Annotated in this window: 23 protein-coding genes and 1 riboswitch; of the genes, 1 reads left to right on the top strand and 22 read right to left on the bottom strand. The window is 48.6% G+C overall.

The window, feature by feature from the left end; translation table 11 throughout:
- Positions 1-34: 34 nt before the first annotated feature.
- From RQP52_RS19125 to RQP52_RS19020, 22 genes are all read right to left on the bottom strand, one after another.
- Positions 35-976: an RluA family pseudouridine synthase gene (locus RQP52_RS19125; RefSeq protein ID WP_315953340.1), complete on the bottom strand. Its 942-nt coding sequence runs from the start codon at positions 974-976 to the stop codon at positions 35-37.
- Entirely contained in the window at positions 973-1,542 is a 570-nt protein-coding gene (locus tag RQP52_RS19120; RefSeq protein WP_127457300.1) for a cob(I)yrinic acid a,c-diamide adenosyltransferase, read from the bottom strand. The genes RQP52_RS19125 and RQP52_RS19120 overlap by 4 nt, the downstream gene beginning before the upstream one ends.
- On the bottom strand, positions 1,539-3,143 hold the full coding sequence (locus RQP52_RS19115; protein WP_315953339.1) for a cobyric acid synthase: 1,605 nt from the start codon (positions 3,141-3,143) through the stop codon (positions 1,539-1,541). Before RQP52_RS19115 ends, RQP52_RS19120 begins: the two co-directional genes overlap by 4 nt.
- Positions 3,136-4,242, bottom strand: coding sequence for a threonine-phosphate decarboxylase CobD (cobD, locus tag RQP52_RS19110; RefSeq protein ID WP_315953338.1), 1,107 nt, complete (start codon positions 4,240-4,242; stop codon positions 3,136-3,138). Before cobD ends, RQP52_RS19115 begins: the two co-directional genes overlap by 8 nt.
- A gap of 17 nt (positions 4,243-4,259) precedes the next feature.
- Positions 4,260-5,090 carry an adenosylcobinamide-GDP ribazoletransferase gene (cobS, locus tag RQP52_RS19105; RefSeq protein WP_315953337.1) on the bottom strand — a complete coding sequence of 277 codons (831 nt, stop codon included), beginning with the start codon at positions 5,088-5,090 and terminating at the stop codon, positions 4,260-4,262.
- Positions 5,066-6,040 (bottom strand): adenosylcobinamide-phosphate synthase CbiB, encoded by a 975-nt coding sequence (cbiB, locus tag RQP52_RS19100; RefSeq protein ID WP_315953336.1) that lies wholly within the window; start codon positions 6,038-6,040, stop codon positions 5,066-5,068. Before cbiB ends, cobS begins: the two co-directional genes overlap by 25 nt.
- Before the next feature lie 30 nt (positions 6,041-6,070).
- On the bottom strand, positions 6,071-6,652 hold the full coding sequence (gene cobU, locus RQP52_RS19095; protein WP_315953335.1) for a bifunctional adenosylcobinamide kinase/adenosylcobinamide-phosphate guanylyltransferase: 582 nt from the start codon (positions 6,650-6,652) through the stop codon (positions 6,071-6,073).
- Positions 6,653-6,679: 27 nt separating this feature from the next.
- A complete protein-coding gene (cobT, locus tag RQP52_RS19090) occupies positions 6,680-7,759 on the bottom strand; it encodes a nicotinate-nucleotide--dimethylbenzimidazole phosphoribosyltransferase (RefSeq protein WP_315953334.1) in 1,080 nt (359 codons plus the stop codon).
- A gap of 26 nt (positions 7,760-7,785) precedes the next feature.
- Positions 7,786-8,562, bottom strand: coding sequence for a heme ABC transporter ATP-binding protein (locus RQP52_RS19085; RefSeq protein ID WP_315953333.1), 777 nt, complete (start codon positions 8,560-8,562; stop codon positions 7,786-7,788).
- A 5-nt stretch (positions 8,563-8,567) separates the two neighbouring features.
- On the bottom strand, positions 8,568-9,605 hold the full coding sequence (locus RQP52_RS19080; RefSeq protein WP_315953332.1) for a FecCD family ABC transporter permease: 1,038 nt from the start codon (positions 9,603-9,605) through the stop codon (positions 8,568-8,570).
- Positions 9,606-10,625, bottom strand: coding sequence for an ABC transporter substrate-binding protein (locus tag RQP52_RS19075; RefSeq protein ID WP_315953331.1), 1,020 nt, complete (start codon positions 10,623-10,625; stop codon positions 9,606-9,608). It lies immediately after the preceding gene.
- Positions 10,626-10,775: 150 nt separating this feature from the next.
- A riboswitch (cobalamin riboswitch) is annotated at positions 10,776-10,936 on the bottom strand.
- A 31-nt stretch (positions 10,937-10,967) separates the two neighbouring features.
- Complete coding sequence (locus RQP52_RS19070; RefSeq protein WP_315953330.1) at positions 10,968-11,498, bottom strand: hypothetical protein; 531 nt, start codon at positions 11,496-11,498, stop codon at positions 10,968-10,970.
- A gap of 61 nt (positions 11,499-11,559) precedes the next feature.
- Positions 11,560-11,826 carry an aspartyl-phosphate phosphatase Spo0E family protein gene (locus tag RQP52_RS19065; RefSeq protein WP_127457311.1) on the bottom strand — a complete coding sequence of 89 codons (267 nt, stop codon included), beginning with the start codon at positions 11,824-11,826 and terminating at the stop codon, positions 11,560-11,562.
- A 67-nt stretch (positions 11,827-11,893) separates the two neighbouring features.
- Positions 11,894-13,099, bottom strand: a complete 1,206-nt coding sequence (locus tag RQP52_RS19060; protein WP_315953329.1) for an aminotransferase class I/II-fold pyridoxal phosphate-dependent enzyme — start codon at positions 13,097-13,099, stop codon at positions 11,894-11,896.
- A 15-nt stretch (positions 13,100-13,114) separates the two neighbouring features.
- Positions 13,115-13,606, bottom strand: coding sequence for an Lrp/AsnC family transcriptional regulator (locus RQP52_RS19055; protein WP_315953328.1), 492 nt, complete (start codon positions 13,604-13,606; stop codon positions 13,115-13,117).
- A gap of 178 nt (positions 13,607-13,784) precedes the next feature.
- The gene (locus RQP52_RS19050; protein WP_315953327.1) at positions 13,785-14,054 is read right to left on the bottom strand and encodes a hypothetical protein; all 270 of its coding nucleotides are present in this window, start codon (positions 14,052-14,054) and stop codon (positions 13,785-13,787) included.
- Positions 14,055-14,201: 147 nt separating this feature from the next.
- Positions 14,202-15,110 carry a cysteine synthase A gene (gene cysK / locus RQP52_RS19045; RefSeq protein WP_315953448.1) on the bottom strand — a complete coding sequence of 303 codons (909 nt, stop codon included), beginning with the start codon at positions 15,108-15,110 and terminating at the stop codon, positions 14,202-14,204.
- An 80-nt stretch (positions 15,111-15,190) separates the two neighbouring features.
- Positions 15,191-16,504, bottom strand: a complete 1,314-nt coding sequence (locus tag RQP52_RS19040; RefSeq protein WP_315953326.1) for an MFS transporter — start codon at positions 16,502-16,504, stop codon at positions 15,191-15,193.
- Positions 16,505-16,620: 116 nt separating this feature from the next.
- Positions 16,621-17,121 carry a hypothetical protein gene (locus RQP52_RS19035; RefSeq protein WP_315953325.1) on the bottom strand — a complete coding sequence of 167 codons (501 nt, stop codon included), beginning with the start codon at positions 17,119-17,121 and terminating at the stop codon, positions 16,621-16,623.
- Positions 17,122-17,257: 136 nt separating this feature from the next.
- Complete coding sequence (locus tag RQP52_RS19030; RefSeq protein WP_127457316.1) at positions 17,258-17,677, bottom strand: DUF350 domain-containing protein; 420 nt, start codon at positions 17,675-17,677, stop codon at positions 17,258-17,260.
- 115 nt (positions 17,678-17,792) lie between these two features.
- Positions 17,793-18,473, bottom strand: coding sequence for a PspA/IM30 family protein (locus tag RQP52_RS19025; RefSeq protein ID WP_315953324.1), 681 nt, complete (start codon positions 18,471-18,473; stop codon positions 17,793-17,795).
- Positions 18,474-18,611: 138 nt separating this feature from the next.
- Positions 18,612-20,972 carry an endonuclease MutS2 gene (locus RQP52_RS19020; RefSeq protein WP_315953323.1) on the bottom strand — a complete coding sequence of 787 codons (2,361 nt, stop codon included), beginning with the start codon at positions 20,970-20,972 and terminating at the stop codon, positions 18,612-18,614.
- A gap of 249 nt (positions 20,973-21,221) precedes the next feature.
- Between RQP52_RS19020 and RQP52_RS19015 the strand changes: the two genes are divergently transcribed.
- Positions 21,222-21,590: a phage holin family protein gene (locus RQP52_RS19015; protein ID WP_127457319.1), complete on the top strand. Its 369-nt coding sequence runs from the start codon at positions 21,222-21,224 to the stop codon at positions 21,588-21,590.
- Positions 21,591-21,754 lie beyond the last annotated feature (164 nt).

Genomic DNA, 21,754 nt, shown 5'->3' with positions numbered 1-21,754 from the left:
AAACCACCCTAAAATTTGGATGGTTTTTGTAAAACTAGTCATTTTTTTGTAACCACGCTTGTAAACCGGCTAAATCTGCAGGAAGCGGAGCGTTAAATTCCGTCCATTCCCTTGTCCCAGGATGAACAAAGCCGAGCCTAAAAGCATGCAGTGCCTGCCGGTTCAGCCGCTTGCCAGCCTCTTCAGCTGCCGGGCTCGTCTCAAATTCGGGCAATGTATACATTTTGTCCCCGATTAACGGGTGACCTAAGTGCCGCATATGCACACGAATTTGGTGCGTTCTCCCAGTCTCAAGCCAAATACGAACTAAAGCAGCCTGCGCATATTGTTCCACGACTTCATAATGGGTGACAGCCGAGTAACCTTCCGGAGTGACGATACGGACATGCGGTTGCTCGGGATCGCGGTCGATAGGCTCATTAATCGTTCCTTTCGCTTCCTCAAAACGCCCCCAAACAAAGGCCAAATATTCCTTCTTCACCTGATGCTGAATCATCTGCTCGGATATTTGCTGGTGCACATATGGCGTTTTAGCGATTGCCAATACACCGGATGTTTCTTGATCCAGCCGATGCACAGGGCGGAAACGGCATGTAATGCCAGCCTGCTGCCAGTGATACACAACGCCGTTAGCAATCGTATTCACGTAATGTCCATGTGTGGGATGCACGATGATCCCTGCGTCTTTGGCCAGAATCAGCAGATGCTCATCTTCATGAAGAATATGTAGAGGAAGGTCTTGCGGCAAAATATCCTCGGACGCTTCCTCCTCCATACGGATCTCTACACGGTCTCCTGCTTTCACCTTAATATTAATGTACTGCCTGACGCCATTCACGGTAATGCCTTGCTCCGTCAATTTAATGCGGGACAGCAGCTTGCGTGAGACCATCAATCTTTTTTGCAGCACCGTCTTCAGAATAAAACCTTCCTCCTCAGGCGGCACCATATATACTAGCGGTTCATAATAGCTCATGATTTACGTCTAAACACCTCGGCGCTGCGTACATACTCCACATCAGCAATCCCTTCGCGATGGTTCGCTGTGCGGGCAATCGTAAAGAACAAATCAGACAGCCGGTTCAAGTACCTGCGTACTTCCGGATTAATTTCCTGTGTGCGTGCGAGCGTGACGACCCTGCGTTCCGCTCTGCGGCAAACCGTGCGGCATACATGCAGCGTAGAGGACACGCTTCCGCCGCCTGGCAAGATAAATCGTGTAATATCCGGCGTTTCCGCATCGTATTTATCGATCCACGCCTCAAGCGCATCCACCATTGCTGCAGTAACTTTGTATGGGCGCAGCTCCTGCTTCAAGAGCGCAAGATCCGACCCGCAATCGAACAGCTCATGCTGCACCTGGAGCAAATCCGGCAAGAGATCCGGATATTTGGCCGGGTCCATAAAACTCATTGCCTGGCCCACATAACAATTCAATTCATCCGTCGTACCGTATGCTTCAACACGAGCATCGTCTTTATCCACACGACCGCCAATTACGCCTGTCTGTCCGGCATCCCCGGTGCGAGTATAAATTTTCATTCTTTGACGTCCTCCCTTTGACAAGGCTGTGATACCTTCATCATCTCATAAACGCGCTGCATATCCAAGTGACTTCTAACATGGTCAGCCAGCCTATCAAACGCGGCCTCTCTGCGTTCTTTGAAGCGCAAGCCCCCGTTAACAGGCGTGAGCCCTTTCATTTTGCGAATCCGGTTTAACCACGCTCTCCGAAAATCATCATTATGCAAAATGCCATGCACATAAGTCCCCCAAATACGTCCCTGTTCCACAGCTGCTCCGTCTCCGTGCAACACATTATCCGAGGCGATGGCCTCATCATTGGTATACGCTCTAATTTGAAAAGGCATGACGACATCTTCCAAAAACCGTGTTCGCCCCATATGGATTTCATACCCATCAATTTCAAACATCCGGCTGGCATCAGCATCATCTGCAAAAAGCGACGAACTACCCTTCACTTGAACCGTACGTTTGTCCGGGGTAAACACGGTCTCTGTCGGCAAAAGCCCAATCCCCTCAAGCTCAGGATGATCGGATTCATAACCCTGCGGATCAAGCAGCCTAACGCCAAGCATCTGATAACCCGCACAAATGCCGACGACCCATCCATTTTCGGATAACGCAAACGCTTTGATGCGCGCCGCCAAGCCCGACTCGTTCAAATGCCGCAGATCATCCATCGTATTTTTGCTTCCCGGGAGCAAGACAACGTCGGGACTCCCCCAATCGGAGACATGGGTAATGTATCTGAAATGAACATCCTTTTCTTCCTGTAGTGGATCAAAATCCGTAAAATTAGATAGACGAGGTAAGCGAATCACAGCAACGTCCAGTTGATCCTTTGATTTCTCAGGCGTGCTTTGAGCCCTTTTCTGCATGCGTTTGGAATCCAAAGAAGCGGAATCTTCATCCTCAATGCCCAGCTGCGTCAAATAGGGGATCACGCCTAACACAGGTTTCCCTGTCTTTTCCTCCAACCAATCCAATCCCGGTTTCAGCAGACTGACATCCCCACGGAACTTGTTGATAATAAAGCCCTTCACACGATCTCGTTCTTCCGGCGTCAAAATCTCCAGCGTCCCTACAATCGATGCAAAGACACCACCGCGATCAATATCAGCGACGAGAAGCACAGGCGCGTCCGCCCATCCGGCTAAACGCATGTTGACGATGTCGCGATCTTTCAGATTAACTTCGGCAGGGCTTCCCGCTCCCTCCAGCACTACAATCTCATATTCGCTGCGCAGCCGGCCTAAGGCGTCTTTGACAATCGCTTCCGCCTTCGGCAGGTACGATTCCCGATAGGTCCTTGCATCTAAATCAGAGTATGGCTTGCCGTGCACAATCACCTGAGCGACCATATCCTGCTTCGGCTTAAGCAAAATTGGATTCATATCCGTTGTAGCTAAAATGCGGCAGGCATCAGCTTGTACGCCTTGAGCCCTTCCGATCTCTTTCCCGTCAAAGGTCACGTAGGAATTAAGCGACATATTTTGTGATTTAAAAGGGGCTGTCTGCCACCCATCCTGAACGAGAATACGGCATAATGCTGCCGTAAGAATGCTTTTGCCAACGTCCGAAGCTGTGCCTTGAATCATTAATGTCGCGGCTTCAGTCATGCGTTCGACCTCGATTCTGTGCCAAAGCTGCCACAGTTTGCCGGAGTCCTTCAATCAACCGCTCATTATCTTCGCGAAGCCGAATAGCGACTCGGCCATATTGTTCGTTCAAACCTTCAAACAGTGAGGCGTCTCTAATCAAAATCCCCATTTGTCCCATATGTTTTTGCGCTTGCTTTATCGTTAAGCCCAGTTCCGGAGGAAAAGAAAATAATACAAAGTTTACATCCGTAGGCACTACATCTAAGCCCAATTGCCGCAGCTGCCCAGTGAGCCACGCCTTCTCATCCTGCAGCCAATGACGGCTCGCCAGCTCAAACTCCTCACCCTCAAGTACAGCCGTACCGATGCGCTGAGCCAAATAATTAACGCTCCACTGCACTTGCTGCTGCCTGATTTCCCGAATCAAATCCGGGTGCGCCACCATAAACCCTAGCCGAATTCCTGGAATCGAATAAAATTTCGTCATCGAACGAATAACAACGAGCTTCCGACTCGTTGAAGCCAGCTTAAGGAATGAGTGTTCCTGCTCATCAGGCACAAAATCCATGAACGCCTCATCGAGCACACAGCTGCGACCACTCTCTAGAAGACTTTCTACGACGTGGCGAGGAAGCAGCCGGCCTGTCGGATTGTTCGGGTGGCCCAGGAAAAAGAGATCGACTGCCGATAATGCGGCTTCCACATCCGGCTGTTGCAACTCAAACTGATGGGATGATCGCAGCGGGATATTGTAAATCCTGCCGCCCGTTTTGTGAATCGCTTCCTCATATTCACTGAATGACGGCCTTGCAAGCCCCGTCACGGCTGGCTTCAGAACCCTTGCTGTCAAATCAATCAGCTCTGCCGCCCCATTGCCAACCAAGATGCTCTCCATCTCGATTTTATATTTCTGAGCCAACTTATGGCGTAATTCGCGGACCGCAGGATCTGGATACTTCACGACGTCTCTCCAGGCGTCCATCCAGATTCCTCTAATAGCGGGAGGCGGACCCAACGGATTCATATTTGAGCTAAAATCAAGAAATTGATCTCTCGGCCGGCCAAAAGCTTCTTCAGCAGTCCAGAGATCTCCTCCGTGTCCGTAGCGTTCTAACATGAATTCCACTCCTTTCTTTAGGGTGTTGCACAAATAATGACGCCAAGCAGGAGAATCGCTTCAAGCAGCTCGTTCAAAGCACCATAGGTATCTCCGGTCAGCCCCCCTAATTTACGGCTGATGTAAGTCGCAATCAGCCATCCTGCCAACCATGTGGCACAGGCAAAATAAATAGGGATAGGCCATACGGATGTATCCGAACCTGCATCGTTAAAACAAACAAAAAGCGTAGTTGTAAACAGAGCTACTATTAACGAGATGGCCACATGCCACTTTGTTACTCCCTGAAAAAAACTGCCTAAGCCCGATTCTTTCCTCGCGTATGGCCACCCCTGAATGGCTGCCGTCATAAACCATCTGCTCCAAATAGGCACAATCGCCAGCAGCAAGTATCCCTTCATCCCAGTGGCTCCATCCCACTGATTGGACTCCAACAGCGTGTAGAGAAGCGCGAACTTAAGCAGCAGATGAAGGACGGCAACAATGACGCCCATCGCTCCAACACGGCTGTCCTTCATGATTTCGAGCATTTGCTCGCGCGATCTGTGGCTGAGGATACCGTCCGCGGTATCCATTAGCCCATCCAGATGCAGCCCGCCTGTTAAAACCACCCAAAGTCCCAGAAGCAGCACAGCTGCCGGAAGTGGAGGAAGGAACAGACTTAGACCTTCACTCGCGAGAAGCAGCAGGAGACCTATCACGCCGCCGGCTAGCGGATAGAAGATCACACTGCGCCGAAAGACAAGGTCTGTATAGGTTATTTGCACGGGAATCGGCAAACGTGTTAGAAATTGAAAGGCTGCGATGCAAGCACGCAGCCAATCTAGAACAATACGAGCAGTATGCACAGCAATCCTCCCATCACTACAAAGCTGACGCCGTAAAGCATCCTGACGGCGTAGACAATATCTTGCTGCGTCCGCGGACGCAGCGGCCAGCCTAGGCGGGCGCGCTCGCTTGCTACGCCGCCGTAGATATTCAGCCCGCCAAGCTCAATTCCGAGTGCCCCGGCGACCGCCGACTCCGGAATTCCGCTATTCGGGCTGGGGTGCAGGTGCGCGAAGCGGCGTATCGCCGCCGCTGCGCGCTTCGCCGAGAGGCCCGGCTGCAGCAGGGCGACGAGGATCAGCAGGATCCCGGTCAGCCTGGCCGGGATCCAGTTCATGGCGTCGTCCCAGCGGGCCGACGCCCAGCCGAAATGACGGTAACGGTCATTTCGGTAGCCGACCATCGAATCCAGTGTATTCGATGCCCGGTACAGCATAGCGAGCGGCGCTCCGCCGATCAGCGCATAGAAGAGCGGCGAAATCACCGCGTCAACGATGTTCTCCGCCACGGTTTCCACGACCGCGCGCGTTAGCTCTTCTTCGTCCAAGGCTTCCGTATCGCGGCCGACGATGTAACCCGTATACTTGCGAGCGTCGGCAAGTTCTCCTTTGCGCAGCGGATTGTACACGAGATACGCGGCATCCTTGAGTCCCTTGATCGCAATCGTCGTTGAAATCAACCACGTACAGACGGCGTAACCGAGCCATTCATGAACCGAACGGGCGGCTAGCACGAGTACGACTACACTTCCCGTGCTGATTATCAAAGTAGTAGTTGTAAGCAGTACTCCTTTGAATTTTTCATTGGAGGGGGAGTCATTTTTACTCCGCAACAACCCCTCCATCCAGCGAATCCAACGCCCGATAAGAATAACGGGGTGTGTCGGCCATCTCGGATCGCCAATGAGCCAATCTAGTACAATGGCAGCAGCCGTCATACTGACGATCTCCTGCCAGGAATAAATCCACATGAATCATCACCGCACCATTCATTCCATCCTCTAAGACTGCTTATATCCATCCAGCCGGTAAGCCATGCTTTTCAGCTCAATAGGGATCCCGACCGTTACCAGGAATACCTGCTCGCACACCTCAGCTAAGCGCTGGTTCATTCTTCCGGCCAAATCGCGGAAGCTGCGGCCAAGCGGGTATTCCGGCACAATGCCGTCTCCGACTTCATTCGTTACCATGATGAGCTGTCCACGTCCACGGTAACCTGACACTGTATTCACCAGTTGCTCAACCTGCTTCATCACCAAGGTGGAAGCGTCCTGCTCACCTTCATACTGGAGCAGCCAGTTGCTTAACCAAAGTGTTAAGCAATCGACCAGAACAACCGCCTCTTCACCGCTCTCGTCCAGCTGCTGCAAGAGCTCGCACAGCCGAAACGGCTCCTCCCGGGTATCCCATGGATACCCCGAACGGATCCTCGTCTGCTGGTGCAGACGGACCCGCTCCCTCATTTCCTCATCGTAGATGTGGGAGGTCGCGATATAGACTCCCCGCTCGCTGCCATGCATCGCGAGCTTCTCCGCGAAAGAGCTCTTGCCGCTGCGCGCGCCGCCCGTTACCAAAACCGCCATGGCGCCTTCGCCTCCTTCTCCTGCTGTCTACTCCCGTGACACGCCTGCGCTTTCGAATGTCGCCATCTCTCGCATGATCTTGCCTGCGGCTTCGATCAAGTTAAAGACAAGCACCGCGCCTGTTCCTTCGCCCAGGCGCATATCCATTTGCAGCATCGCAGAGAGGCCTACAGCCTCGAGCATCTTCGCATGCCCCTGCTCCTGCGATAAGTGCGAGGCGAGCATGTAGGACGCGCTTAGCGGGGCTAATCGGCTCGCCACGAGCGCTGCCGCCGACGAGATGTAGCCGTCGACGACAACCGGACACCGATTCTTCGCTGCGCCAAGAATCACGCCAACCAGTCCGGCGATCTCCAATCCGCCGACCTTGCTCAACACTTCAAGCGCGAAATCGCCGCTTGTGCTGATCACGTTGTCCTTCGCCGGACGAAGTCCGTTCACGTGGAGCGCCTTGTTGACAACCGACCGCTTATGCAGCCATTTCGCGTCGTCAATGCCCGTTCCGCGGCCTACGGATATTTCAGCATCCACACCGCCCAATGCGCATAGAATCGCTGCGCTAGCCGTTGTGTTGCCGATCCCCATTTCGCCGGTCGCAAAAAGACGATAACCCTTCTGGGCCAGGTCATCCACTAACTCGATGCCCGCTTCAATCGCTTGTACGGTTTCATCTAACGTAAGCGCCGCTTCGCGCGCCATGTTGCGCGATCCTTTTCTCACCTTGCGTGAAACCAGGCTCGGATGCTCCAGATCCGCGTTGACTCCCATATCAACGCAAACAACGTCTGCCCCTGCATGTCTGGCCAGCACATTAACCGCTGCACCGCCATGAAGGAAGTTCAGCACCATCTGCGGCGTGACTTCCGCTGGGAACGCGCTAATGCCTTCCTCACAAACACCATGGTCGCCAGCCATTACAATGACTGCTTTTTTATCAAACAACGGCTTCACTTCACCGGTAATCCCGGCAACTTGTCGCGCAATATCTTCTAGTTTGCCTAAGCTCCCCTGTGGTTTGGTTAATTGATTCAAATGATCATTCGCCTGCTTCACCACATCTGCATGAATAGGCTCAATAGCATCGATCATCGTTTGCAAATTACTCATCATCCATTCCTCCGTTATCAAGTTCATTATTTTCCCGGCTGCAATAAAATCTGTGGTGCTTGGTTCGCAGGGTGCTGCAGAACAATAGGTTCTGTTCCATAGACCTCTGTAATTAATTTGCTTGTAATGATTTCATCAGGCGTTCCAATCGCTGCCAATTCTCCGTTATGTATCACCATTAACCGTGTACAATATTGCGCGGCCAAATTCAAGTCATGCAGAACCGCCACAACGGTTAACTGCGACTCGCGTTGCCATTCACGAATATAATCCATCATCTGTACTTGATACCCAATATCCAAAAAGGTAGTAGGCTCATCCAACATAAGCAATCGCGGCTGCTGAGCCATGACTTTCGCAAGCGCGACCCGTTGCCTCTCGCCTCCGCTGAGACGCTCAATCGTTCGTTCAACAAGCGGTTCCAACTGCAGTTTCCGAATAATCGCTTCGATGAGTTGCTCCGCTTCCACGGTATCCTCGCCAAGCCAATTCTGAAAAGGATAACGGCCCATCTCCACGACCTCGCGAATCGTGAATCCAACTGGCGGCAGTGCATCTTGCTGCAAAACCGCCAGCCATCTGGCCAGTTCCTTTCGTGAATAGGCCGACGTCGGGCGACCCTCCAGCTCTACTGAACCTTTTTTAACCGGATCAATCCCGGAAAGAAGGCGTAGTAACGTCGATTTCCCGCTGCCATTTGGCCCAATAATGCCAAAAAACTCACCGTGTTGGACCTCAAAGCTTATATTTCCAAGTACCGGCCGTTCATGAAAGCTTTGGGAAAGCTGCTGCACTTTAATCATCTTTTTCAACCTCTTAACGTTTTCTTATCCTTATGTAGCAAATAGGCAAAAAATGGCGCACCCAAAAACGCTGTGATAACACCAAGCGGAATCTCCATCGGACTAAGCAATGTACGAGCGAGCGTGTCAGCCCACAAGACATAAATGCCGCCGCCAATCGCGGATAAAGGAATAATAAGACGGTAGTCCGGACCGACGATTAGACGAACCAAGTGCGGAATGATAAGCCCTACGAAACCGATAACACCTGCTACAGAGACAGCTGCCGCCGTAATAAATGTAGCGACAATTAGCACAATCAGCTTCGTGCGTTCTATATTTACTCCCAAATGGGAGGCCTGCCGCTCTCCCAATGCAAGCAAATTCAATGATCTTGCATAACTAAGCAGTATTACTAAACCTATGACTAAATAAGGTGAAATAATCGTTATGTACGGCCAGCCCCGCATCGCCAAGCTGCCCATTAACCAAAAAACAATTTCATTAATGACCTGCTTGGAAATCGAAACCATAAACGAGACAATTGCGCCAAGAAAAGCCTGCATGACAACGCCGGACAAAATAAGCGTCTCCATCTTCAGCTTGCCATCGATCTGAGCTAGCTTAAGCACGAGGAAAAGTGAAATAAGTCCCGTCACAAAAGCAACAATCGGAACCGACCACTGCCCGAACAAAGCCATCTGCAGGCCAAAATAGATTAAAAACGCCGCCCCGACCGAAGCGCCTGAAGACACTCCCAGCGCATATGGATCCGCAAGCGGATTGCGCAGCACGCCCTGGAAAGCAGCTCCTGCAACGGAAAGAGAGGCCCCTACGAGAATCCCGAGCAATACGCGAGGCAAACGCACCTTATTTATAATTTGCTCCGCAGACTGCTGCCAAGTGACGTCGATGTAATCACCTGCCCAAGGGATATGCTTCCCTAGGATGCCCGCAATTTGGAGAATTGGCAGATTAGCCGTTCCCAGCGATAAACTTGCCAGAATAGAAAGAAGAAGGAGTATAACCCCTACTCCTCCCCATAACATTAGTTTCTTTTTCATTTATTTCACCAGTTCAGGATAAATGCCTTTCGCCATTTCCAGCAGTCCATCGGTCAATCTCGGTCCCGGACGGCTCAGCAGATTCTGGTCAAGACCAATTACCTGTTTGTTCTTTACAGCTTCAATAGCATTCCAGCCGCTTCGTGTGCGAATAATTTCATCAAGCGACATTTTGCTTTTGGTATCTACGACACCATTCGCAAAGAGAATAACAGCCGGGTTTTGTGCGATAATTTTTTCTTCGCTGATTTGGTACCAGCCTTTACCGTCGCCGGCTACATTAATGCCGCCCGAAAGTTTGATCAGTTCATCCATGAATTCGCCGCTGCCCACGGTCCAGCCCGGGCTGAATTCTATGTATACTTTTTTCTTATTTTCTTGCTTTACGTCTTTCACGGCGTCGACAACCTTCTGGCGATCCGCCTTCATCTTGGAGACGATTTTCTCAGCTTGTTCCTGACGATCTGTAATCAACCCATAAGTTTGAATGTTCGCAATAGCATCATCCAGCGTCTTTGGTTCCACTTTAAACACATTGATGTTCGATTCACGCAGTTTTTCAACCGTGTCCGCTTTCATCGAGACACCTGTAAAAACAATATTCGCGCTAGTCGCAATCAAAGCTTCCTGGTTCGGCTTCGTGATACTTCCCAATTTGGGCTTTGACTTCGCTGCTTCCGGATAATCATCGAAATCGGATACGCCGACAATCTTATCATCCAATCCAAGTGCAAAAAGTGCTTCCGTTTCTGCGGGAGAAACCGATGCGATCCGCTCCGGTGCCTTGTCAAACGTGAATTCTTTCCCCGTTGCATCTTTAATTTTCAGCGGGTATGTTGTCTTTTTGGATGTCACAGACGTTGATGCTGATGGCGTAGGCGCCGTTGTTGTCTCTCCGCCAAGCTTAGATGGACTGGTAATTTCCGCTTCTTGCTTACCGCAAGCCGCTAAACTAACCGCCGTCGCTAAAGCAACGGATAAGAGAAGCGCCCTCTTTATCCCGTTCTTTTTCATTTGCATGGTGTAACCCCTCTCTCTGAAACCTGTGATTTCAATAGATCCCAAATAAAAAGCCCCTCTGTTCCTAAGGAACAAAGGGGACGATAAATCGTGGTGCTCAGCAACAAATCCGTTGCCTCCTGATTTAAAGCGATCCTTTTCCTCGAAGGATGTCGTAACGGCACCATGGCAGGTATCCTGGCTCCCCGGCAATACTTCACTTCCGGATTACAGTGGCGGGACCGCGCCGGACTTGAACCGGCTTCCCTTTTAAGCGGCAACGAATTTCATATGTGAATTCGTTGCCGGCACCAATGGCTGCATATTTGACTATCAATCTAATAGTCGATTATAGACTTCTTGCTACTTTTGTGCAATAACCTTGAGTACTTGCTTAGCTTCCTCCAGCTTAGGGGCATTGACAGGAATGAATGCAATAAGTCCTTTTCCTTCGAAGCCTTGCTCCTTCATCCACTTGTTGCCTGAAAGCGGAATTCCATACAGATGCTTTTGGGCAGGCTTGCCCTCTTCCGCAATTTCAATGACCCCGTCCGGATAATCAGAAGGGTTAATCGTCTCGTCCAAAGAGACGAATCCTGCTTGATTGCTTAAACCTTTAAATTGGTCATCCGCCAAGATAAAGATACCGTTTCCACCTGCCGCCAATTCAACAATCATTTTTTCCATGGAGAAAATGGGAGATGTATTCAGCTTGACGGTAGGTGCCTCGCCGATCTTTGATTTTAATGAAGCTTCCAGCTTCTCGCCGGCATCACTTGGGAAACCATTTTGACCCATGACAAAGATAGAAACATCCGGTTTCGGTCCTCCGCAACCCGCAAGCATCACCATAAGTGCCGACACCAGCATTACCATTAGCAATTTCAATTTCATGATGTAAGAGTACCTCCGTATACGGTCTATATATATCGATAGTCGCGAGAAAAGTCGGTTTTCACCGACTTTTCTTCCAATTATTCATATATTCATTTATTTTGAGATCAAGTATCGTACTGAGTTCTACGACAGATTCGGATGTCATTTCTTCCCCGTCCAGAACCATCTGTTCTAACCTGCGTCGCAGAGAATGAATCTCTTCTTCTAATAAGTTTAGGGAGTTACGTTTCTTAGCACGCTTAGTCAACCAACGTTGTTCGAAATCTTGTTCATTGATTTGCAGATGTTTTCGATAGGTTGATAGTTGGTATTCCATGAAAGCCATGCTCATCCCTCCTTACTACAAGAATACCAGTTTTCATGAATAATTAACATATATTTTTCGTATTGAATCACAAATTTCTAAGAAATTTTCCGATTCTCTCTAAAGCTTCATTCAGTTGAGAAACACTATAGGCATAAGAGCAGCGTAAGAAACCTTCCCCACCTAAACCAAACACATCACCCGGTACGGCAGCCACCTTAGCTTCGAATAACAGCCGTTGGGCAAATTCATCTGAAGTGAGTCCTGTAGCTATAACACTTGGGAAGGCATAGAAAGCCCCCTGCGGTTCGTGACACTCAAGTCCAATATCGCGGAATCCTTTGACGACCAGACGCCTGCGTTGATTGTAAGACTCTATCATGCGGTCTTTCTCTTCCAAACCATTCGTCAAAGCCTCATGTGCAGCCACTTGACCCATCACGGGTGCGCACATCACCGTATACTGATGAATTTTGGTCATAGCTGAGATCAACTCTCGGTGACCGCAGGCGTATCCCATTCTCCAACCCGTCATCGCAAAAGCTTTGGAGAAGCCGCTGACTAGAATCGTCCGGTCTTTCATCCCTGGAACAGCTGCAAAACTTACATGCTTCTGCCCATAAGTCAACTCCGCATAAATTTCATCCGAAATGACAATTAGATCGTTCTCTTCCACGACTTTGGCAATCGGCAGCCAGTCCTCATAAGTCATAATGCCGCCAGTAGGATTGCTTGGGTAACATAGAATTAAAATCTTGGAGCGTGGCGAAATGGCATCACGAAGCGCCTTCTCAGTCAGCTTGAACTGATCTTTCGCGAATGTTTCGATTCCGACTGGAACGCCGCCGCTAATACTCGTAATAGGCGAATACGAGATGTAGCAAGGTTCTGGAATCAGAATCTCATCCCCCGGCGTAATCAAAGCGCGCAATGCCAAGTCAATGGCCTCACTGCCTCCGACGGTCACAAGGACTTCATTCGACGGCTCATATTTCACTTTAAATGAGTTGTACAAATAATCCGCAATCGCTTCGCGAAGCTCAGGAATCCCTGAGTTTGGCGTATATTTCGTTCTGCCGCGCTCTAAAGAGTAAACGGCTGCTTCACGAACGTGCCATGGGGTTGAGAAATCCGGTTCCCCCACACCAAGGGAAATAATATCATCCTTGCTGTTGCTTACTAGATCAAAGAACTTCCGAATACCTGAAGGTTTCATTTCACGAACGGCAGGAGCAAGGTAGCCCTGCATTGATTTCACTTCGTTCGGCTCTACGATTGTCTCATTTTTGATCATGGCGTTACCTCTTCCTTACGGAGAGACAAGCATCCGATGATCATCAGCCTGATCCTCGAAAATGATGCCGTCTTGTTTGTATTTTTTCAAGATAAAATTCGTTTTGGTTGATAGCACGCGATCAATTGGCGATAGCTTGTTAGATACAAAAGAAGCGACTTGTTTAAGCGAATTGCCTTCAACCTCGACAAGCAAATCATAAGCGCCAGACATGAGATATACAGATTTGACCTCTGGATATAAGTAGATCCGTTCCGCAATAGCGTCGAACCCGCGTCCGCGTTCAGGCGTAATTTGCACTTCAATCAGGGCGGTAACCTTTTCGTCATCTACCTTGCTCCAGTTGACAACTGTCGCGTACTTGACGATGACCTTATCCGCTTCCATCTCGCTTATCGCTCGCGCCACCTCGTCCTCCGCCGTTCCTAACATTGTGGCGATGAGTTCCGCACTCCGGCGGGCGTCTTCTTTCAGTAATTCGAGAATTTTAAGCTTCAAAGCATCCATGGTTAACCAACCTTTCTGTGATCGTATTCATTCATCCTTTAATCTTACAATGAATTGCTGTCCTAATTCAATTACTCCGCTCATCAAATTTTCAGATAATTTGTGTATAAATGAATTTTCCTGCATATGAACAACAAAAAGCCGCCTGAACCAGGCAGCTTATTATTTATACAACCAACTAGATGCCAGCTTTCAGCAATTTAGCAACGGTATGTTCAATTTCACGGTGTTCATACGTAGGCCGTACATGGATACTCGGTTCCCCATCCATACAGCCAATCCCGACAAGCGTATTTTCGTCATACACAGAAATCACATTCTGAGACTCCAGTTGATTCCAGTTCACTTGGTTCTGAGTACCGGTTGTTATGCATTCGTTTGTATATGTCTGTATAAAATCATAAAGTTGATCATTTTTGGGATGTCCATTAATATAAGCTAATTTCAAGGTAAATCCACCTCTCTGCCTTCGCTTTGTTACTTCTATAATTATACTCAATAATGAATATTTATTCAATATTTTTTCTTAATTTACAAAAAAATACGACTTCCGGACATTTTAGTCCAGCAGCCGTACTCATAACCTATCTTTTAATCAAAATAGATCCATACTTAAATATCGTTCACCGGTATCCGGCGCGATACAAAGCACCCTTTTCCCCGCTCCAAGCTTACGGGCGACCTGCAGTCCTGTCCAGACCGAGGCACCTGCGGATGGTCCTACGAGAATGCCTTCTTTACTAGCCAAGTCCTTCATCGTGCCGATGGCATCCTCATCCGTCACTTGCACAATCTGATCATAAATGTTCGTATTCAAAATAGACGGTACAAAGCCAGGGCTCGTGCCAACCAGCTTATGAGGCCCTGGGCTTCCTCCGGATAACACAGGAGATCCCTTGGGCTCCACGACATAAATCTGGATGTTCGGCAGCTTCTCACGGAGCACCTCGCCCGTTCCGGTGATGGTTCCTCCGGTGCCTGAAGTAGCAACGAAAGCATCCAGACGCCCTTCCATCTGCTCCAGAATCTCAGGGGCGGTCGTAACGCGGTGAATGCTCGGATTCGCCGGATTCTCGAATTGCTGAGGGATGTAGCTGTTCGGGATTTGATCCCTCAGCTCCTGTGCTTTGGCGATAGCTCCTGGCATCCGCAGTGCGGCAGGAGTTAGAACGACCTCTGCGCCATAAGCCTTGAGCAGGTTAATCCGTTCCTTCGACATATTATCCGGCATGATGAGAATGGCTTTGTACCCTTTGGCCGCTGCATTCATAGCGAGGCCAATGCCTGTATTGCCGCTCGTCGGTTCAATGATCGTGGCGCCCGGGCTAAGCAGTCCATTTTTCTCCGCCTGCTCGATTAAATTAAAAGCCGCCCGATCCTTTACACTGCCGCTTGGATTAAAATATTCAAGTTTGACATACAACTCTGCATCGCCAGGTTCAACCAACCGTTGAATTCGGACAGCCGGCGTATCGCCAATTAACTCTGTGATGCTGTTCACCATTTTTTTATGTGTCAAGGGTTGCCCCCTCCTCTTCCATTAACCAACACTATCCACATTTTTATCGGGAAGCCGCAAAGATGTCAAGTTTTAATTACAGATAACTGCTTTTTCATAAAATACCAGCTGAAAAGCGGAGAACTGCCGATGATTAATAAAAGCACATTAATGACAAGTGGCGCCTTGCTCCATGATATGACGCAAATAAACAGCAGCACCCCGCAGACCCTGCCAACATTTAAAGCAAGCTCACGAAGCACGATATACTCCTCTCTTTGCCTGGCGCTTTCTTCCGTAGAACCAATCAAATCAAATACGGCCGATACCATCGGTACAGAGTACATGGGAAAGAAAAGCGCTGATCCCAATCCAAAAATAAGCAAAGTGCTGTAACCCATTTTCCAGAAAAAAGGAAGAATGATCGCTACCACCATAGCTGCACCGATAAACATGCTAACCTTCCGAAACCTTGGCTTTATAAACCGACCCGCCGCCCAGAAGCTAACTAAAGAAACCGCTGACGTAATCAACACAAAGTTCCCCAGACTCGCTTCACTTGATGTGGAAATATAAACAAGCAGAGCGATCATGAAACCGAAGACGCCTTCTCTAACCCCCTGAAAGACCAATGCCAAACTGACGCGCTTCCAAGGCGTTTCCGCTTTCCTAAGGCTTCGAATAGGAAACATCCATTCGTAGGTACCTTGCACTTTTCTCTTTTTCAAAAAAAAGCTAATCACTACGCCCAGCAGAAAGATGCCGAGCGAAATTGAAAAGATTAATCGATAACCCTTGATATCGCCCAAACTCACAATCAATAAGCCTGAAATCCATGGCGCAATGATGCCCGCTCCAGCCCCAAGCAACCCGACCGAACCGTTAAACCGATCCCGATTGTCAGGGTCCGTTACTTCGAAATAAACAACGTTAAAAGCAACCCAGAACAACCCTGCTGAAATTCCTTGCACGATGCCCAGCCACACAAAATATTGAAAGCTGTTCGCTCCCAACCACAGAACCAGCATATAAAATACGGCCGAAATAGCTACGCCGATGCGCAAGCAGTTCATTTTATTGTGTTCCTTCACCCATTTCCCTGCTAACCAGAAGGTGATCGCCATCGTCAAATGAGTTGCTAACGTGAACCAGCCAATTAAAGCGTAGTCATTTTTGGCTTTCCACAAGTAGACCCCAACAAAAGTTCCTGACAGTGCGTTTGCGCTCCCAAATAACGTATGAACGATAAGCAGGAGAATCGCTTGTGCATCCAATCGCCCTTTTTTGGCCGAGTTGTTAGGCTGAGCAGGTTGTTGATCGCGTTCTTCGAAATAATTGCCCTTCTGTCGTTCTTTGCCTTTACCTAGATGCATTCGCTGCATACTCTGATCCTTGTGCATAATTCCTCACCTTTCCCCGCGGATACGAAATAGTTCTAGTTAAGCTTCCCCATTCGGGTGAAAATATGAGGTTTTCCATATAAAAAAACCGAATCCATGAGGACTCGGTTTCCTTTTTACTCCGATTTAATGCGTTCAACCATCAATAGTCGATCTGTATCGGACAACACTTTTTCAACTTTAAAACAGGACGGACATACATACACATTCATCGTGAACGGCGCCGTCAGGAACGCACTGCCCAGCGTTTTTGGAATCGTTGGTGTGAAGGAAGTCTCGTTTACAATTTCATTCCCGGCCAGCAGAAGCAGTTCATGACAGTTCGAGCATTCCGGCGCTTCTTCCTGCTCATCTGTGATGTGCTGTACCTTTTCTCCATATTTATCAAGCGGTTCATCCGAGTCATCCCATGCCAGAGACAAATCCTCGTCCGCATCAGGAAACTCCTGATCTTGAAAACGGAGCGGTTGACCCGTTAATTTCACTTTCAAATCAATACTGCGATAATCATTCAACTCGTTAAAACAATGCGGACATTCATCCTCCGGTCCAATCTCAGGATCCCAAACGATCTCTGTTTGGCACCAAGGACAAACCACTTCTTCATTCGCACTCATGACGTAATCCTCCATCTATTGCATTCAAGCAAATTTCATTAAATAATAAATCCCTGCCGCCATAAACACAAATGCAATAGCAAACAAGGTGCCCCACAGGTATTTCATGTTCAAGCCTCCAAGACTATGTATGATTCTAGGTTACGCATGCGCCTACTACGTAAGATAGGGAGACAGATAGCGTCAAAGACAAGAACCCTACAGCGCGGTTATCTTTTTTGATTTCTTCATCAATTTTAAAATAAGGCGTTAAAAACTCAAAAATGAAGTAGGCTGCTAGCAACAGCAAGAATCCGTAGCCTGCCCAAATGAGAGAGTGAATCATCGTGTCATTATTCAAAATGGAAAACCGGAACAAGTTGCAAATCCCAAAAATTTTCCCGCCTGTCGCCATTGCCACAGAGAGATTGCCCTTTTTGATCTCTGCCCAGTCATCATACTTCGTGACCATTTCGAAAATTGTTAAAAATACCACAAGCGCGATGACAGCTACTGCAAAAAATGCAAGCGTCGATAAATACGGATTACTCAGCAACACATCCACCTCTTCATTCATTTCGTCTCCTGCCTTCCTTCCACGTAGAGAGTTTAAACGTTGATTTAAAAATCCCTATATACGGTAGAAGAGACTGAGTTTGGCTCAGTCTCTCGCAGGTACTATTAGTATATCATTAAGATTGTTTTTTTTCAGCAAGCTTTGCTTTCATAGCGGCCAATTCATCATCGATGCCGCTTTTGCTCGAGCCAAGTCCTTCTAGCTCATCATCCAAGCTGCGGTTTTTAGCACGAATCTCGCCGCTTGCTTGCGCTTCAGCTTCCATTTGGAGGACTTTCTCGCTCATGCGGTCAAAGCCTTTGGCTGCGTTGTCTGTACCGAATCCGGACATCGCTTGATTGATTTGTTTTTGCGCTTTTGCTGTTTCAGCACGGGCAATCAACAAATCTTTCTTGTTTTTCATTTTGTTGAACTCGTCTTTCATTTCCGTCAACTGGCCGCGAAGCTGATCCGCATTTGTTTTGGCAAGATCATATTGGCGCTTCAACTCATCGAAGCGAACTTGCTGCTCTTTCTTGTCTTCAAGCGCACGGCGGGCCAAATCTTCATTGCCGGCTTCAAGAGCTCTCATCGCTTGCTCAGTACGTTTGGTAACCATTTCTTCCGCTTCTTCGAATTGAAGCTTGAATTTCTTCTCGATCGCGATTTGCTTAGCTACTGCGGATTCCGCTTCTAGAATGTCTTCTTCCATGTCACGCAAAAACTGATTTAACATTTTGACTGGGTCTTCTGCTTTGTCCAGCAAATCATTGATCGAAGCCATAGTCATATCACGTAATCTTTTAAAAATACCCATTTTGAATTCCTCCTAAGGTTAATCCTTATTTATTTTATAATTGGTATTGCGTTTTGTTTTCTAATCACCGGTGCTTACACACATTAAATACGCAATCCCAAAGAATGAGTTTCAAAAAGTTGAAAATATTTTTAAAAGTTATTTCAATTCCACAACGGTCACTCCGGCTCCGCCTTCATTGTAGTTCCCCATACGGTAACTTTTCACGTGTTTGTGGCGGCGCAGATACTCCTGCATGCCTGTGCGCAGCACGCCTGTTCCTTTGCCGTGAATCAGATATACTTGCCCCAGATTGCCAAGGAACGATTCATCCAGGAAGCGATCTGCCTCAATTAACGCTTCCTCCATGTTCAGCCCGCGCATATCCAATTCCATACGAATGCTGTCATCCCTTGTTCGTTTGACGGTGGTCGCCACCTGATGAGCCGGCTTCTTCTGAGCCGTACTGCCGATTTTCTCAAGGTTGGCTATCTCCACCTTCATTTTCATAATCCCCAGCTGCACGGTTGCTTCCGTAGCGCTAACGATTTCGACCACGTGACCCTTCTGACCCAGGCTCACGACACGCACTTCATCGCCGGCCTCGATTCTCTCAGGCCGCTTCTTTGCTGCGCGAACTTGCTTCTCGCGCAGTTCAGGCGCCGCCTGATCGAGGCGGCGCTTCGCTTCAACCAGCCGGTGGTCTTTGACCCCACCGGCTTCTTCTTGCGCCATGCGCCGCAGGTCGGCGATCACTTCGTCCGCCTCGCGGCGTGCCTTGGCGACAGCTTCACGCGCGTCGCGTTCGGCTTTCTCGAGCAGCTTGTCGCGCTGCTCGTCGAACTTCTGCTGCTGCGCCTCTAGTGTGCGGCGCATCTCTTCCGCCTCGCGCCGCAGCCTCTCGGCGCTCTCACGCTCCGCTTCCGCGATTAAGCGGTTCTCTTCGAGTGACGCGATCATCGACTCTACGCGTTTCTCCTCTTCGCCGACCTGGGTGCGCGCATGCTCAATAATTCGGCGCGACAAGCCCAACCGTTCCGCAATCGCAAACGCGTTGCTTCGCCCTGGAACCCCTACAAGCAAACGATAAGTTGGACTTAATGTTTGGATATCAAATTCCATGCTCGCGTTTATCGTGCCTCGCGTTTGGTACGCGTAAGCCTTAAGCTCCGAGTAGTGGGTCGTTGCAATAATTCGGCAGCCTATTTGGTGAATATAATCAAGAATCGAGATGGCCAGCGCAGAGCCTTCGGCAGGATCCGTACCTGCTCCAAGCTCATCCAGCAGCACTAAGCTCTTAGGCGTCATATCCCGTAATATGCTGATGATATTTGTCATATGACTCGAAAAAGTACTTAGATTCTGTTCGATGCTCTGTTCATCCCCAATATCGGCATAAATCGCATCGAATACACATAATTGACTGCCTTCTTCCGCAGGTACAAACAAACCGGACATCGCCATCAAACTTAATAAACCTACCGTTTTGAGAGAGACTGTTTTTCCCCCTGTATTCGGTCCGGTCACAATAATTTGCGTAAAATCATTCCCTAACTCCAAATCAAGCGGAACAACGATATCCGCCGCGATAAGCGGATGACGCCCGCGCTTGATCTTGATAAAGCCGCGGTCATTCAACCTTGGCATCGTCGCTTTAAGTTCTCTGGCCAGACCCGCTTTGGCAAACGTAAAGTCAAGCTCAGCCAACTGATCTACATCATAAACAAGGACATCAACTTGTTCAGCCACAAGAGCAGTTAAGGCGCGCAAAATTTTCTCAATTTCCGCTTCTTCCTTGAATTTAAGCTCGCGAATCTTATTATTCAGCTGAACAATAGCGTCAGGTTCAATGTATAGAGTCGCTCCCGAAGCCGATTGATCATGTACCATCCCGCCGAAGTTAGAACGATATTCGGATTTGACCGGAATCACGTAACGATCGTTTCGGATCGTGATCAAGACATCCTGAAGCATCTTTTGTATCGATGAATTGCGGAGCATTTGCTCTAAACGTTCGCGCACTCTGCTCTCGCCCGTACGCAGCTCACTGCGCACACGACCTAATTCAATGCTTGCGCTATCGACAACAACGGCATTCTCATCAATACAGCTATTAATCTTATCTTCCAATGATTTATTCTCAGTAAGCAATTCAACCTGCCCCTTGAGCATCGGAATCGAATACTCCTCGTGGACAGCCAGTATAAATCGTTTCAACCTGCGGGTACCAAACATCGTCGTCGATATATCCAGCAATTCGGCCGGATTCAGCATCCCGCCAATTCTGGCACGGTGCAAGGAGGAACGAATATCCCGTATGCCGCCGAACGGCGCGTTACCCTTCAGACGTTCTACATTTACCGCTTCATCGGTTGCTTGCAGCCGCAGCTTAACGAGTTCAAAATCCCCGATCGGTTCAAGATGCTGGACAGCGTCCTTCCCGAGAGAGGTAGCCGCGTGATGAGCTAGTTTATGTAAAATTTTCGCATATTCCAATGTTTTAATAATTTTCTGATTCAACTGTCCCAACCTCATTTCTATCCTATATTATAAACCATTTTGCGTATGATTAGCTACGGAGACAATTGTTATATGGAAGATGCTGCCTGCCATAATCTGTTCAAAAGTTGGATACACTAATTTGTGCACCTATTCCTTCTGCCAAGGAATCAAAGTACATGTCAAACACACCAAGCAAAATTCAACAAAAACATCTTTTCTAGCCATGAGCGCACGGTTGTCTCATCGTAGAAAAAAGGAGGTTCTTGAATGCATCTTCTAGGACATCTGGTCAGGTTTATTGTATCTGCTTTGGTATTAATGTTTGTAAGTTGGTTAGTGCCAGGATTTCAAGTCGGCGGATTCTGGAGCGCGTTTTTCCTTGCATTGGTCATTGCCATTGCCGCATGGATCATTGAAGGGATTTTTGGCAAACAAATCACTCCTTTTGGCAGAGGAATCGTAGGCTTTCTGGTGAGCGCTCTGGTCATCTGGGCCGCCCAGTTCGTCGTAAGCAATGTTTCAACGAGCATCATAGGTGCGATTTTAGCCGCTTTAGTCATTGGGATCATCGACTTGTTCATTCCTGTGAAAACCCCCTTCGAACAAGGGATCACAGGAAGAGAAGATCGTCGATAACTGTATCAGTTTGTAGTCCTGATAGCCATGATAAAGCCCCAAAAAGATCGGTCTGCTGCGTACCAATCGCCGGGCCGATCTTTTCCTTTTACGCAAACCCATCCGAACGCTTTCACTAGTTTGTCACTGTTTTTTCTAAATCGGTGATGTACAATTGAAAGGAA

This window comes from Paenibacillus violae (assembly GCF_032461945.1).
Taxonomy (GTDB): Bacteria; Bacillota; Bacilli; order Paenibacillales; family NBRC-103111; genus Paenibacillus_E; species Paenibacillus_E violae.
Note: the sequence above shows the minus strand (reverse complement) of the source record. Positions and strands in the feature narration are given on the sequence as shown.